At 61.3% G+C, this 15,060-nt stretch carries 14 protein-coding genes; all 14 read left to right on the forward strand.

Going from position 1 to position 15,060, the window contains the following annotated elements; translation table 11 throughout:
- The first annotated feature begins 3 nt into the window (after positions 1–3).
- The 14 genes from bchB (at position 4) to AB4K19_RS20810 (ending at position 15,008) form a co-directional block, all read left to right on the forward strand.
- Positions 4–1,566, forward strand: a complete 1,563-nt coding sequence (bchB, locus tag AB4K19_RS20745; protein WP_436399656.1) for a ferredoxin:protochlorophyllide reductase (ATP-dependent) subunit B — start codon at positions 4–6, stop codon at positions 1,564–1,566.
- Positions 1,556–5,128 (forward strand): magnesium chelatase subunit H, encoded by a 3,573-nt coding sequence (locus AB4K19_RS20750; RefSeq protein ID WP_375227359.1) that lies wholly within the window; start codon positions 1,556–1,558, stop codon positions 5,126–5,128. The genes bchB and AB4K19_RS20750 overlap by 11 nt, the downstream gene beginning before the upstream one ends.
- Positions 5,129–5,222: 94 nt before the next feature.
- Positions 5,223–6,122: a ferredoxin:protochlorophyllide reductase (ATP-dependent) iron-sulfur ATP-binding protein gene (gene bchL, locus AB4K19_RS20755; protein ID WP_375227358.1), complete on the forward strand. Its 900-nt coding sequence runs from the start codon at positions 5,223–5,225 to the stop codon at positions 6,120–6,122.
- Positions 6,122–6,865, forward strand: a complete 744-nt coding sequence (gene bchM, locus AB4K19_RS20760; RefSeq protein ID WP_375227357.1) for a magnesium protoporphyrin IX methyltransferase — start codon at positions 6,122–6,124, stop codon at positions 6,863–6,865. Before bchL ends, bchM begins: the two co-directional genes overlap by 1 nt.
- Positions 6,862–8,292 carry a PucC family protein gene (locus AB4K19_RS20765; RefSeq protein ID WP_436399657.1) on the forward strand — a complete coding sequence of 477 codons (1,431 nt, stop codon included), beginning with the start codon at positions 6,862–6,864 and terminating at the stop codon, positions 8,290–8,292. Before bchM ends, AB4K19_RS20765 begins: the two co-directional genes overlap by 4 nt.
- A 22-nt stretch (positions 8,293–8,314) precedes the next feature.
- Positions 8,315–9,082, forward strand: a complete 768-nt coding sequence (puhA, locus tag AB4K19_RS20770) for a photosynthetic reaction center subunit H (protein WP_375227356.1) — start codon at positions 8,315–8,317, stop codon at positions 9,080–9,082.
- Positions 9,083–9,191: 109 nt separating this feature from the next.
- The gene (puhB, locus tag AB4K19_RS20775; RefSeq protein WP_436399658.1) at positions 9,192–9,827 is read left to right on the forward strand and encodes a photosynthetic complex putative assembly protein PuhB; all 636 of its coding nucleotides are present in this window, start codon (positions 9,192–9,194) and stop codon (positions 9,825–9,827) included.
- Between the two features lie 4 nt (positions 9,828–9,831).
- Complete coding sequence (gene puhC, locus AB4K19_RS20780) at positions 9,832–10,299, forward strand: photosynthetic complex assembly protein PuhC (RefSeq protein ID WP_375227354.1); 468 nt, start codon at positions 9,832–9,834, stop codon at positions 10,297–10,299.
- A 19-nt stretch (positions 10,300–10,318) separates the two neighbouring features.
- Entirely contained in the window at positions 10,319–10,615 is a 297-nt protein-coding gene (locus AB4K19_RS20785) for a hypothetical protein (RefSeq protein ID WP_436399659.1), read from the forward strand.
- On the forward strand, positions 10,612–11,751 hold the full coding sequence (gene acsF / locus AB4K19_RS20790) for a magnesium-protoporphyrin IX monomethyl ester (oxidative) cyclase (protein WP_375227353.1): 1,140 nt from the start codon (positions 10,612–10,614) through the stop codon (positions 11,749–11,751). The genes AB4K19_RS20785 and acsF overlap by 4 nt, the downstream gene beginning before the upstream one ends.
- Before the next feature lie 124 nt (positions 11,752–11,875).
- Complete coding sequence (gene puhE, locus AB4K19_RS20795; RefSeq protein ID WP_375227352.1) at positions 11,876–12,712, forward strand: putative photosynthetic complex assembly protein PuhE; 837 nt, start codon at positions 11,876–11,878, stop codon at positions 12,710–12,712.
- Positions 12,702–13,916 (forward strand): 5-aminolevulinate synthase, encoded by a 1,215-nt coding sequence (hemA, locus tag AB4K19_RS20800; protein ID WP_375227351.1) that lies wholly within the window; start codon positions 12,702–12,704, stop codon positions 13,914–13,916. The genes puhE and hemA overlap by 11 nt, the downstream gene beginning before the upstream one ends.
- Before the next feature lie 148 nt (positions 13,917–14,064).
- Positions 14,065–14,427: a hypothetical protein gene (locus AB4K19_RS20805; RefSeq protein WP_375227350.1), complete on the forward strand. Its 363-nt coding sequence runs from the start codon at positions 14,065–14,067 to the stop codon at positions 14,425–14,427.
- Positions 14,428–14,582: 155 nt separating this feature from the next.
- Positions 14,583–15,008, forward strand: coding sequence for a c-type cytochrome (locus AB4K19_RS20810; protein WP_375227349.1), 426 nt, complete (start codon positions 14,583–14,585; stop codon positions 15,006–15,008).
- Positions 15,009–15,060 lie beyond the last annotated feature (52 nt).

Here is a 15,060-nt window from a genome sequence, read left to right on the forward strand (position 1 = left end):
CGCATGAAGCTCACCGTCTGGACATACGAAGGCCCGCCGCACGTCGGCGCCATGCGCGTCGCGACCGGGATGAAGGGTCTGCATTATGTGCTGCATGCCCCACAGGGCGACACCTACGCGGATCTGCTGTTCACGATGATCGAGCGACGCGATCACCGACCCCCTGTCACCTATACCACGTTTCAGGCGCGCGACCTCGGATCGGACACAGCCAATCTTTTCAAAACCTCGCTGCAGGACGCCTATGCAAGGTTTGAGCCGGAGGCCCTGATCGTCGGCGCGTCCTGCACTGCGGAACTGATTCAGGATGATCCCGGCGGTATGTCCGAAACCATGGACATTCCGGTGCCGGTGATCCCGCTGGAACTGCCCAGCTACCAGCGCAAAGAGAACTACGGCGCAGATGAGACCTTCTTTCAGATCGTCAAAACGCTGGCCCGCCCGATGGAGCGCACCGCACAGATCTCCTGCAATCTGATCGGGCCCACGGCGCTCGGCTTCCGCCACCGCGACGATATCACCGAAATCTCATCACTGCTGTCCGACATGGGCATCAGTGTAAATGTGGTGGCCCCCATGACGGCTTCCCCAGCCGATATTACCCGCATGGGGGCCGCCCATTTCAACGTTCTGATGTACCCGGAAACCGCCGAGAGCGCCGCACGCTGGATGGAGCGGGAGCTGGATCAGCCATGGACAAAGACAGTGCCGATCGGCGTTGGTGCCACGCGCGACTTTGTGCGGGAAGTTGCCGGCATCACCGGCGTCGAGCCAATACTCGATGAAAGCCGGCTGCGTCTGCCCTGGTACTCAAAATCCGTGGACAGCACCTATCTGACCGGCAAGCGTGTCTTTATCTTTGGCGATGGCACCCACGTGATGGCTGCAGCCCGCGTGGCCCGGGACGAGATGGGTTTCGAGGTCGTGGGCATCGGGTGCTACAACCGCGAGATGGCCCGGGGCGTGCGTGCTCTTGCACGTGACTTCGGCGTCACGGCAACAATCACCGACGATTATCTGGAAGTTGAGCGGGTTATCGAGGCGCTGCAGCCGGAAATGATCCTTGGCACCCAGATGGAGCGCCATATCGGCAAACGACTGGGCATACCCTGTGCCGTGATCTCTGCTCCGGTGCATGTTCAGGACTTTCCGGCGCGCTATTCCCCGCAGATGGGGATCGAAGGCGCAAACGTGCTCTTTGACACCTGGGTGCATCCGCTGGTGATGGGGCTGGAAGAACACCTTCTGCACATGTTCCGCGATGACTTTGAGTTCCATGACGCGGCCGGTCCGTCACATCACGGCGGTCACGCTCCCCGGTACGGAACGGATGGGGGGCCAGCCCCCCAGGCTGCGCCTTCCCCCCGGGATAGTTCCGACCAGAAGAAGGACGCCGGATCCGGCAACGTGATCTGGCTTGAGGATGCCGAACGAGAGCTGAAGAAAATTCCGTTCTTTGTGCGCGGTAAGGCGCGCCGCAACACCGAGGCCTTTGCCAGCGAACGCGGGGTCGCCGAGATCAGCATTGATACCCTCTATGAGGCCAAGGCCCACTATGCGCGATGACAGTGGCATAAAGGGGCGTATGCCCGGGTATCGCGTCGTGATCCTGACGCTGGACAGTCATGCTGCGGGGCCTGCGCTGCGGGCGATGGACCGGCTGAGCCTTGATTATCCGGGGCTTTCCGTATCGGTGCATGCGGCCGCCGAATGGGGTGAGACGCCGGGTGCTTTCGAGGCGGCCCGGGATGCGGTTGAAACAGGTGACATCATTGTCGCGAACCTTCTGTTTCTCGAAGAGCATATATCGCGCATCCTGCCGAGCCTTGAGGCGCGACGGGACCAGTGCGATGCAATGATCGGCATCATTGCGGATGCGGCCATTGTGAAGCTGACACGGATGGGCAGCCTCGACATGCAGGCCCCGGAATCCGGCGCACGCAGGCTGATGAAAAAGCTGCGCGGTTCATCCAAACCCTCCAGCTCGTCAGGTGCCGACAAGATGGCGCTGCTGCGCCGGTTGCCCAAGATACTGCGGTTCATTCCCGGCAAAAGCCAGGACCTGCGCGCCTGGTTTCTGACCATGCAGTACTGGCTGGGCGGGTCAGACGACAATGTCGAGGCGATGATCCGCTTTCTGATCAACCGCTATGCCACCGGTACGGGCTGGGACGCGGCACCGGAGGCGGCTGCACCCGTGGAATATCCGGATGCGGGGCTGTATCACCCCGATCTGCCGGAACGCATAACGACCGACCCCGCGAGGCTGCCTGCACCGGACGGTGCTGAGCTCACCGTGGGACTGCTGATGATGCGGAGTTATGTGCTGTCGTCAGACACGGCGCATTATGATGCCGTGATCCGCGCGTTTGAGGCGCGGGGGGTCAGAGTTCTTGCGGCATTTGCAGGCGGCCTCGACGGGCGTCCGGCCATTGATACCTATTTCCGGAACGGGGACGCGGTGCACATTGACGCTATGGTGTCGCTGACCGGGTTTTCACTCGTGGGGGGACCGGCATATAACGACAATGCCTCTGCCATCGACGTGCTCGAAGGGCTGGATATCCCCTATGTTGCGGCCCATCCGCTGGAGTTTCAGACGCTGAACCAGTGGGCCGAAAGCGCTCAGGGACTTGGTCCCATCGAAACCACAATGCTGATCGCGCTGCCCGAACTGGACGGTGCCACGAACCCGACGGTTTTTGCCGGACGGCACGGTGAGGCCGGCTGTCAGGGATGCGCGCACCGCTGCGCCAATGTCTCAGATGCCAAGGCCATGGCACCCTGCCCCGAACGCATCGACAGCCTTGTAGAAAAAACGCTGCGTCTGGCGAAACTGCGCCGCATGGAGCGGGCAGAGCAGCGGGTTGGCATCGTTCTGTTTGGCTTTCCACCGAATGCCGGTGCCACAGGAACTGCCGCCTACCTTGATGTTTTCAGAAGCCTTTTCAATACGTTAATCCGACTTATGGCAGAAGGGTACACCGTCGATGTGCCATCCTCCGTCGAGGATCTGCGCGCGGCTGTGCTGCAGGGAAATGCCGCGCAATACGGTCAGGAGGCAAATGTTGCAGCGCATGTGAGCGCCGATACGATTGTACGGACTACGCCACCGCTGGCCGAGGTCGAAGCCGTCTGGGGCCCGGCCCCGGGACGTGTCCAGTCCGACGGGCGGGGTGTTTTCGTGCTGGGCCAGCAGTTCGGCAACGTCTTCGTCGGCGTTCAGCCCGCGTTCGGATACGAAGGCGATCCGATGCGGTTGCTGTTTGAAAAAGGCTTTGCGCCAACGCATGCGTTCGTCGCCTTCTATCTATGGCTGCGGAATACGTTTTCCGCGGATGTGATCCTGCATTTTGGCATGCACGGTGCGCTGGAATTCATGCCAGGCAAACAGGCGGGGCTGGGTGCGCGCGACTGGCCCGACCGGCTGATCGGCGAAATGCCGAACGTCTATCTCTATGCCTCCAACAACCCGTCCGAAGCGACCCTGGCCAAGCGGCGTTCCGGTGCCGTGACGGTTACCCATATGACGCCGCCCCTGGCGCAATCCGGTCTCTACAAAGGTCTTTCCGAGCTGAAAGACAGCCTCACCCGCTGGCGCAGCATGGATCCTGATGCGCCGGAGCGCGCGGATCTTGAAGCGCTGATCGCAGATCAGGCAGAGGCCGTTGATATGAGCGGGGTGGCCCCTGACGCGCTGTGGCTCAAACTGCTGGAGACCGAGGATGCGCTCATTCCGGATGGGCTTCATATCGTTGGCGAGAAAATCTCTGATGCGGCGCGGGCTGAATACATCAGCATCATGCAGGGCGCGGATGAAGAGACGCGCGCGCGGGTGGACCAGCTGCTCCAGGAAGAGACCGAACTCGATGCGCTCTGTCGTGCGCTTGGGGGGCATTTCATCCCGCCGGTGCCGGGTGGCGACCTGATCCGTTCGGCAGATGTCCTGCCGACAGGCCGTAATATCCACGCCTTTGATCCGTTCCGCATGCCCACGGCCTTTGCCTGTCAGGACGGCGCGAAGCAGGCGCAGCTGCTGCTCGATACACATGAAACCCTGCCCCGCACGGTGGCGCTGGTGCTCTGGGGCAGCGATAATATCAAATCTGACGGTGGGCCGATTGCTCAGGCGCTGGCGCTGATGGGCTGTACACCACGGTTTGACAGTTTCGGTCGGCTCGCCGGCGCTGATCTGATCCCGCTGGCAGCACTTGGACGTCCCCGTATCGATGTCATCATGACGCTGTCGGGTATTTTCCGCGACCTGCTGCCCCTGCAGACACGGATGCTGGCCGAAGCAGCCCTGACCTGTGCGTCAGCGGATGAACCACTGGACCAGAACTTCATCCGGGCGCATGCCCTGGCCTACATGGAGAAAACCGGCTGTACCCTCGAAGACGCGGCACTGCGGGTCTTCTCAAACGCCGAAGGGGCATATGGTTCGAATGTGAACCAACTGGTGGACAGTTCCGCCTTTGGTGACGAGGACGAACTGGCCGACGCCTATGAGGCGCGCAAGAGTTTCGCCTATGGCACAGATGGCAAGGCCTCGGCCAATGCGGATCTGCTGCAGGCACAGCTGGCCGAGGTTGATGTCGCCTATCAGAACCTTGAATCGGTCGAGCTGGGTGTGACGACCGTGGATCACTATTTTGATACGCTGGGCGGTATTGCCCGCGCGGTCAAAAGGGCGAAAGGCGCCGAGGCAGCGGTTTATATCGGCGATCAGACCCGCGGAACGGGCCAGGTCCGCACACTGCGTGATCAGGTGGCTCTGGAGACACGCGCCCGCAGCCTGAACCCGAAGTTTTATGAAGGTCTGCTGAAACATGGCTCCGAAGGGGTTCGCCAGATCGAGGCGCATGTGACGAACACGCTGGGCTGGTCCGCCACGACCGGTCAGGTCGACCCCTGGGTCTATCAGCGGATTTCCGAGACCTTTGTTCTGGATGCGGAGATGCGCCAGCGGCTCGCCGATCTGAACCCAACCGCCTCCAGCCGTATGGCGAACCGTCTGCTGGAAGCACATGACAGAAACTACTGGTCCCCGGACGCTGAAACGCTGGCCGCCCTTCAGGATGCGGCCGATGCGCTTGAGGACCAGCTCGAAGGGATCGCTGCGCAATGATCCGTTCCGACACCTTCACCCGCGGGAGCCTCCGGCGGGGATATTTTGAGCCAGAAGAAGCAGGGGTGCGCGCCCCCTTTGAAAGGAAACTGACATGAGTCCACTCGACAGAACACCGCCCGTACTGCGGGGCCAGGACGGCGAAGGCTCGGTCCAGGTGCATCAGGACGAGAGTGCCAGGATTGACGGCGCCAAGGTCTTCTCCGTCTATGGCAAAGGTGGCATTGGCAAATCGACGACCTCGTCAAACCTGTCTGCTGCCTTTTCCATGCTCGGCAAGCGGGTGCTGCAGATTGGCTGTGACCCGAAGCATGACAGTACCTTTACGCTGACCGGAACGCTGCAGCCGACTGTGATTGATATTCTCAAAGAGGTGGATTTCCATCCCGAAGAGCTGCGCGCCGAGGATTTTGTCTTTGACGGGTTCAACGGTGTGAAATGCGTCGAAGCCGGTGGGCCACCGGCCGGAACCGGGTGCGGCGGGTATGTGGTCGGCCAGACGGTAAAACTGCTGAAACAGCATCATCTGCTCGAAGACACCGATGTGGTGATTTTTGATGTGCTGGGGGATGTGGTCTGTGGCGGATTTGCCGCCCCTCTGCAGCATGCGGACAGGGCGCTGATCGTGACCGCCAACGATTTCGACAGCATTTACGCGATGAACCGGATCATCGCCGCGGTGCAGGCAAAGTCGAACAATTACAAGGTCCGGCTGGCGGGCTGTGTGGCCAACCGGTCGCGCGAGACGGATGAGGTGGACCGCTATTGCGAAACGGTGGGGTTCAACCGGATTGCGCATATGCCTGATCTGGACGCTATCCGCCGTTCACGGCTGAAAAAGAAGACCCTTTTCGAGATGCCGGATGACGAGGAGATCGTACAGGTGCGCAAAGAATACGTGCGCCTGGCCGAGACACTCTGGAACGGAACAGAGCCGCTGGCCCCGGCCCCCCTGCCCGACCGGGAGATTTTTGAGCTGCTTGGATTTGACTGATGCGTGATGACGTAACCTTTGCAGATGCGGGACATATCCCGGCCCCGGGCGGAAAACCGGCGCCGGGATATGACGCGACACTGGAAAGGGTTGAAACCTATTTCGACCGGACGGCCACCCGCACGTGGGAGCGGCTGACGTCTGACGCGCCGGTCTCGAAGATCCGCCAGACGGTGCGCGAAGGACGCGACCGGATGCGCGCGCTGCTGCTGAGCCGTCTGCCGGCTGATCTGACCGGTGCGCGTGTGCTGGACGCCGGGTGCGGTGCGGGTCAGATGACGACTGAGCTGGCAAAGCGTGGCGCTCATGTCCTGGCGGTGGATATCTCGCCCCAGCTGGTGGCGGTCGCCGAACGCCGGTTGCCGCAGGATCTGCGTTCGAAGGTCAGTTTCGCCTCGGGCGATATGCTGCGGCCGGCACTTGGCCGGTTCGATCATGTGATCGCAATGGACAGTCTGATCTACTACTCCGCCGATGACATCGGGCGGGCCCTCGCTGCGCTGGAAAAGCGCACGTCGCGGACCATTGCCTTTACCGTAGCACCCCGCACGCGGTTTCTGATGGCCATGTGGTACGCCGGCAAACTCTTTCCGCGCAGTGACCGCAGCCCGGTGATGATCCCGCATGCGCATCAGCCGCTGGCACAGGCTGCGCGCGCGCAGGGTGTCAATGGCATGCTGCGGCCGGTCGACCGGATCACATCCGGTTTCTACATTTCTGAAGCGATGGAGCTGCGCGCATGAAGGCACGGCTGCGACAGATGTCCCTGAAGGCGATGCCATTCGCCGATGCAGCCAGCGACGGGCTGCCGATGGACCAGCTGCTGCGGCTTTCGCTGTTTCAGGTCTCGGTCGGGATGGCCTCTGTCATGCTTCTGGGCACGCTGAACCGGGTGATGATTGTTGAATTGTCTGTGCCCGCGATGATCGTGGCGCTGATGATCGCCCTGCCTGTGCTCATTGCGCCCTTCCGCGCGCTGCTCGGGTTCCGGTCTGACACGCATCGCTCCGCTATTGGCTGGAAACGTGTGCCCTACATCTGGTTCGGCTCGCTCTGGCAGTTTGGCGGCCTCGCGGTCATGCCATTTGCCCTGCTGGTGCTGGGCGGTGATGTTGTGCACGAGATCCCCTTTGCGGGCGAGGTGCTGGCAGCGCTCGCCTTCCTGATGACCGGCCTGGGGCTGCATATGACGCAGACCGCCGGTCTCGCGCTGGCATCTGACCGGGCCGATGACAGAACCCGGCCACGTGTTGTTGCCCTGCTTTATGTGATGTTTCTTGCCGGTATGGGCATCTCTGCTGTGATCATCGGGCTTTTGCTACGGGATTTCACCTCGCTCAAGCTTATCCGGGTGATCCAGGCCGCTGCCGTGGTGGGCATTGCCCTGAACCTGGTGGCTCTGTGGAAACAGGAACACGTCCGCCCGATGAGCAGGGCTGAACGCACAGCCCCCCGCCCGAAATTCTCAGACGCATGGTCTGATTTTATGAACGGTGGACAGGCCGGGCGCCTGCTGGTGTGCGTTTTCGTCGGAACAATGGCTTTCAACATGCAGGATGTGCTGCTGGAACCCTATGGTGGCGAAATTCTCGGGCTGTCGGTGTCCGCGACGACACTTCTGACCGCCCTCTGGGCTGTCGGGGCGCTTTGCGGTTTCGGGCTTGCCGGGGCACGGCTGGCGGGTGGCTCAAACTCGTTCCGCCTTGCCGGGGGCGGCATTCTGGCCGGGATCTGGGCCTTTTCACTGGTGATTTTTGCGGCTCCGATGGACTCTGATGTGCTGTTTTTTGCGGGCGCTGGCCTGATCGGCTTTGGCAGCGGGCTGTTTGCTGTCTCGACACTGACGGCGGCCATGGCCATGCCAGCCACCGGGAGCGCAGGGCGCGGTCTGGCGCTGGGGGCCTGGGGGGCTGCCCAGGCGACGGCGGCCGGCGTGTCGATCGCCCTTGGAGGCGGTTTGCGCGACTGGATCGGCCATATCGCGACCAGCGGCGGCATGGGCGAAGCGCTCAACAGCCCCGTGACCGGATATTCATTTGTTTACCACGCCGAGATTGGCCTGCTTTTCGTCACTCTCGTTATCCTGGGACCGCTCGTGCGCCAAAGCGGTTCCCTTACCCCGACGGAGATCGGTCAACGCCCCATGGGCCTTGCCGACTTCCCAACATGACCCCGTTTCAGGAGGACAGAAAATGACTGGAACATTCTTTGGCGAAGTAGATCTGGCGAGCGTAACGCTCTGGCTTTTCTACATTTTCTTTGCGGCACTGATCATCTATATCCAGCGTGAAAACATGCGCGAAGGCTATCCGCTTGAGGATGACGAAGGCAATCCGTCATCCAACCCTGGCATGTGGCCGCTGCCTTCTGACAAAACATTCCGCCTGCCGCACGGCCGCGGCGAAGTCACTGTACCAAGCGGTCAGACACCGGAACGCGCCGATATTGCGCTGAAGCGGTCGACGCCGGTCAACGGCTACCCGCTGGAGCCCACAGGCGATCCGATGCTGGATGGTGTTGGCCCTGCATCCTGGGCACCCCGCCGTGATGTGCCGGAACTGGACGGCCATGGTCACCCCAAAATCGTCCCGATGTCCGGTGCCGAAGGGTTCCGCGTTGCCGCAGGCCGCGATCCCCGCGGACTGCCGGTGATCGCAGGTGACGGTGAAATCGTCGGCAAGATCACCGACATGTGGATCGACGAGCCGGAACAGATGGTGCGGTACCTTGAAATGGAACTGGACAGCAAATGGGGCTCAGGCACGCGGCTGATGCCGCTGACCTTCGCGCGTATCTGGTCCGACCGCGTCAATGTTCATGCGCTGCACGGCAAACATTTCGCGACAATCCCCACAATCGCCAGCCCGCGCCAGGTCACCCTGCTCGAGGAGGATAAAATCTCGGGATACTACGGCGGCGGCAAACTCTATGCGGGTAACCGCGCTGATCCGAAGATCTGACGTGTGATGCCCGCCGCACCATACCACCGGACAGAACCGGGTCCCGCAGGGTCCGGCACCGGTGGTGAGGTGCGCCCGCCACAGTGCACAGCCAGAGGAGATACTCGCCATGTCTCATGACGACTTTGAAATCGAGCCCGTTGAGGGGCTTCCGGAGAAACCACCCGCCGGAGAGGAAATCCTCTGGCAGGGGCGTCCCGCGTGGTGGCCGCTGGCCAAAGAAGCGCTCGCCGTGCGCTGGGTTGCCGGGTATTTCGGTGTTCTCGCACTCTGGCGGTTTGTCTCTGTCCTTGATCTGCTGCCCCTGGGGCGTGCCATCGGCGCGACGGTTCCCTACCTGATGCTGGGCGCGGTGGTCTGCGGCCTGCTGACACTGGTTGCTGTCGCTCAGGCGCGGGCGACCGTCTACACTGTGACGGATGCGCGGGTGGTCATGCGGATCGGGGCCGCACTGACCCTCACGCTCAACCTGCCTTACAAGCAGGTCGGCAATGCGATGCTTGACCTGCGCCCGGACGGAACAGGGACCATCGCGCTGGACACAATGGGCGAGACCCGGCTGAGCTACCTGACCTGCTGGCCGCATGTCCGCCCCTGGCACATCCGCCGCGCGCAGCCTGCGCTCCGCTGCATCCCGGAGGCCGGGAAAGTAGCACGCCTGCTGGCAGAAGCCGCAGAGGCCCGGATTTCCGTGCCCGTCGTTGAACGCGGCGCTGCCGCACCTGAAACAGTGGCGGCGGAGTAGGCTCATGCGCACAGAAACACAGCCCCGCATTCACGCAAAATCCGAAGAGATCGTGCCCCTGATCCTCGTCCGGGTGATGTTCGGTCTCGTCGGACTGATCCTTGTGATTGTCAGTATCGCCAGTTTTTCGGGCCGTGAGCCGGCCAGCCAGCCGCCTGCCGGTCAGGTCATTGCCGAGCGCGCCGTCTTTCTGTCAGGCGACGCCTCGGGAGCCGCGCGCGTGCTGGATCAGCATGGCACCGTTCTGGCCAGCTTTCCCGCGGATAAAGGTGGATTTGTTGCCGGTATCGAACGTGTGATTGCCCGCGAGCGGGCCAAATCCGGCGCCGATCCGAATGCCCCCGTGCTGCTGCAGCTGCGCGAAGGCAACCGCCTTTCCCTGAACGACCCCGTCACCGGATGGTCCGCTGAGCTTATGGGCTTTGGCGCATCCAACACCCGCACCTTCGCCAGGCTGCTGGGCCAACCCTGAACCATTGGAGGAAGCCACCATGGGACTACTGACAAAGGAAATTGAACGTGCCCCCTGCACGGTCGAGATCAGCCACAGATTTGAAAGCCTGCACGCGCATGTGCGGTTCAACAACGGCGCCGTGATCTATCCCGGCGACGAGGTCCAGGTACATGGACCTGAGATCATGGCCCCCTTCGGTGAGATCGTCACCGAGGACCGCGAGGCCACGATCATCCGCGCCAGCCGTCTGGAGCAGCTCTGGACCCGCCTGACGGGCGATTTTGAGGTCATGGAACTGTGCGAGTTTTCCTTCTCAGAGGAGGTTACGCTGTGAACATTCAGAACCAGAACCCCGCACAGTACGAGGGCAAGCACACCGCCGACGCCACTACGGTCGAGGAAGGTCTGGCCATTCAGGAAGAACAGGCGAAATACGATGATGATTTCGCCACTGAAACGGCCATGGCGAACACCCTGCTGACGCCGCGGTTCTATACCACTGACTTTGATGAGCTTGATGCCATCGACGTGACGCCGGTGCGCGATGACTGGGACAGTCTGATCGCGCAGATGGTTGCGGATCCGAACAAGGGCCACTTCAAAAAGAACGAAGACTGGGACCATGTGGACTGGGACGGCATGGAACCGCAGCTGAAAAAGGAATTCATCGACTTTCTGATCTCAAGCTGCACGGCCGAGTTCTCAGGCTGTGTGCTCTACAAAGAGATGAAACGTCGCGGCAACAACGATGACATCACCCAGCTCTTTCAGCTGATGGCGCGGGACGAGGCCCGGCACGCAGGTTTCATCAATGACGCGCTGCGCGAGGCCGGTCTGCGCGTGAACCTCGGGTTCCTGACGCAGAAGAAGAAATACACCTATTTCCGGCCCAAATTTATCTACTACGCCACCTACCTGTCGGAAAAGATCGGTTACGCGCGTTACATCACGATCTTCCGTCATCTGGAGGCCAACCCGCAGCACCGGTTCCATCCGATCTTCAAATGGTTCTGCGAGTGGTGCAATGACGAGTTCAGCCACGGCGAGGCCTTCGCGCTGCTGATGAAAACAGACCCGAAGCTGACCCGCGGGCATAACGTGCTGTGGATCAAGTTTTTCCTCACGGCGGTCTATGCGACGATGTATGTGCGCGACCACCAGCGCCCGGCATTTCACGCAGCCCTCGGCGTTGATCCCGACTGGTACGCGCATGAAGTGTTCACCAAGACCAGCAAGCTCAGCGAACAGATTTTCCCGATCACGCTGGACATTGATCATCCACGCTGGCAGCGGCAGCTGGAAAAACTCCAGAAAGCGAACGTTGATCTGGCGGAGGCCACGCAGAACGGACAGTTCCTGCGCAAAATCGGTGCACAGGCCCGGGCGGCAGCGGCCTTTGTGGCGCTGATCACGATCCCTGCGAAAAAACACCAGGTGCCTGCGCAGACCAGAATGGAGCCGGTCTATTGAAACCTCGCCTGCACATATCGTCTGTGCAGACAGGCAGGCCCGGGCGCACGGGCCATGCGAGGCCGTGCGCGCCCGGGGCTTTCGGTTGCGCGCAACCGCAAGCCGGCACCGGGAGGCACCTGTCGTGACCCTCTGGACCCCTGCCCTTTTTGCCCTCTTTGCCTGGTGGTTCTCCACCGGTGCAATCCTGTGGGTGGTCCGTTCGGCGGACAGGCAGGGGGAACACGCGCGGCGGCGCGCGGTCTGGTTTGGCCTGCCCTTTCTGGCCGCCGGAGCGGCAGGGTTCTGGGTGACGCTCTGGACGAACGACACGCTCAGCATCTATGTCGCTTTCGTGTCGGCCCTGGCGATCTGGGGGTGGATCGAACTGGCGTTCCTGACGGGTGTGATCACCGGACCCAACACCAGCCCGCTGCCCGAAGGCGTCCCCGAGTGGGAGCGTTTCATCCGCGCCTGGGGCACGCTTGCCTATCACGAGATGCTGCTGGCAGCCACACTGGTTGCAATGTTCCTGGTAGGCTGGGACCACGTGAACCCCTTCGGGCTCTGGACGTTCGCTGTGCTGTTCTTTGCGCGCATTTCAGCCAAGCTCAACCTCTTTCTGGGCGTGCCCAAAATCAACGTAGATTTTCTGCCGGGTGCGCTGTCACACCTGCCCAGCCATTTCAGGCACCGTGCGATGAACTGGCTCTTCCCGGTCTCTGTCAGCGCGCTGACCTTTGCTGCCGCCTGTTGGCTGGAACGCATTGCCGCGACAACAGCACCGGGCGCTGCTGCAGGATTTACTTTACTGACCGCCATTACAGCTCTCGCTCTCTTTGAGCACTGGATGATGGTCCTGCCCATTCCGGACGAAAAACTCTGGCGCTGGATGATCCCGGCATCTGCTCCGGCGGGCACAGCAAAACCACAGGACACACTACCCACAGGGAAAACAGAAGGGGGACATCATGGACTTTGATGCACTGTTCCAAACGCAACTGGACGCACTGAAGGAAGACGGCAACTACCGCATTTTTGCCGAACTGGAGCGCAAAGCGGGCGCCTTTCCGAAAGCGCGCTGCCATGACGAGGAGGCACCGGATCAGGTGACCGTCTGGTGTTCCAACGACTACCTCGGGATGGGCCAGCATCCGGATGTGATCGGCGCCATGAAAGACACCATTGATGCCTGTGGCGCAGGTGCCGGCGGCACCCGCAATATCTCGGGCACAAACCACAACCACAAACTGCTTGAGGCGGAACTCGCAGACCTGCACGGCAAGGAAAGCGCGCTGCTCTTTACCTCGGGCTATGTGTCCAACTGGGCCGCACTCAGCACCCTTGGCAGCCGCATCCCTGACGCTGTCATCCTGTCCGATGAACTGAACCACGCCTCCATGATCGAAGGTATCCGCCATTCCCGCGCCAACAAGGTGCTGTGGAAACACAATGACCCCGAAGACCTGGACCGCAAACTCTCTGCCCTGCCCGCGAATGCCCCCAAAATCGTGGCCTTTGAGAGTGTCTATTCCATGGACGGCGACATCTGCCCGATGCAGGAGATCGTCGAAGTCGCTGAAAAGCACGGCGCACTGACCTATCTCGATGAGGTGCATGCCGTTGGTCTCTATGGCCCGCGCGGCGGCGGCGTCAGCGAGCGCGAGGGCCTTGCAGACCGCATTACCCTGATCGAGGGCACCCTGGGCAAGGCCTACGGTGTCATGGGCGGCTATATCACGGGCTCTGAGGCGCTCTGCGACTTCATCCGGTCCTTCGCCTCCGGGTTTATCTTTACGACCGCCCTGCCCCCGGCTGTGGCGGCTGCAGCGCAAACGTCGATCCGGCACCTCAAGGCCTCCTCAACCGAGCGGAAGCTGCAGCGCGAACGCGTAGCCTATCTGCGCAAACGCCTGGACCAGGAAGGCATCCCGCATCTGAACAACCCCAGCCACATCATCCCCGTGATGATCAAGGATCCGGTCAAATGCCGGATGATCGCGGATTATCTGATGCAGCAGTACGGTATCTACGTGCAGCCCATCAACTATCCCACGGTCCCCAAGGGCACCGAGCGGCTGCGCTTTACGCCATCGCCGATGCACAGCATCGACGACATCGAACACCTGGTTCTGGCACTGAAGGAACTGTGGAAACAATGCGCGATCAGCCACGCAGTCGCCTGACGACCAGCCACAAAGGCGGGCCGGACGCATGGCGTCCGGCAGCCTCCCCACAATCCCGCTGAAAAATTTATTGACCTGACGCCCCGACTGCGCAGACTTCTGCCTGGGCGCCAGCCTGTATTTTAACACAAAGACAAAAGGGATTTTTATGCGGTCCATCATTTCATTTACGCTCATTGCTCTTGTAGCGGCTTGCAACACCACCACTGACCCGGCTCCCGGGGAGACCCCTGCTGCAACCGCAGCGGACCCGCTGATCGGAAAAACGCTGACCGGGCCGCAGGCAACATTCATCTTTAATGCTGACGGGACTGTTGGCGGCTCTTTCCGCGACAATCCGATCGTGGGCGTCTATACCGCCTCCGCAACGGAGGTCTGCAGCACCTACTCGGCACCCGCGAACTTTGCAGACCTCGGCGAAATCTGCAGTAAACCGGCGATCAGCGGCGATCAGGTTGTCTTTAACCGCCGTGACGGTTCGACTTCCCCGGCCTACACTATCGGCGGATAAGAAACGACACCTGCGCGCCGGGCGGTTCATCGAATGCCCGGACAGGGCCTGCCGGTCTGGCGCGCGGGGCCCGGCTGCAGATCTTCTCACAATTGTGACTGTTGACTCTCGCAAGTATCTCCTACGTTGTACGGCAACCAACGAAGGAGATACCGATGACACGCACTTTTGCAGCACTGATCGCGCTCAGCTTCGCAGCTCCCGCTTTTGCCGACGGCCACGGCGGCGATGCAGCAGCAGGCGAGAAAGAGTTCAACAAATGCAAATCCTGCCACATGATCGAATCCGACGCAGGCGAAACGATCGTGAAGGGCGGCAAAACAGGTCCGAACCTTTACGGTGTGATCGGCCGCACAGCGGGCACTGCGGATTTCAAATATGGCAAAGACCTCGTAGCAGCTGGCGAAGCTGGCCTCGTCTGGGACGAAGCAAACCTGGCGGAATACACCGCAGACCCACGGGCATTCCTGCGTGAATACCTGGGCGACAGCAAAGCCAAGTCCCGTATGGCGTTCAAACTGAAAAAGGGTGGCGCAGACGTCGCGGCCTATCTGGCGTCAGTCGGTGGCGGCGAAAGCTGATCTGCTGACATTATGGACGATGGCCGCTGCCCTCCTGGGGCGGCGGCTTTTT

Origin of the sequence: Roseobacter phycocola, assembly GCF_042055075.2 — a bacterium.
Lineage (GTDB): Bacteria > Pseudomonadota > Alphaproteobacteria > Rhodobacterales > Rhodobacteraceae > Roseobacter.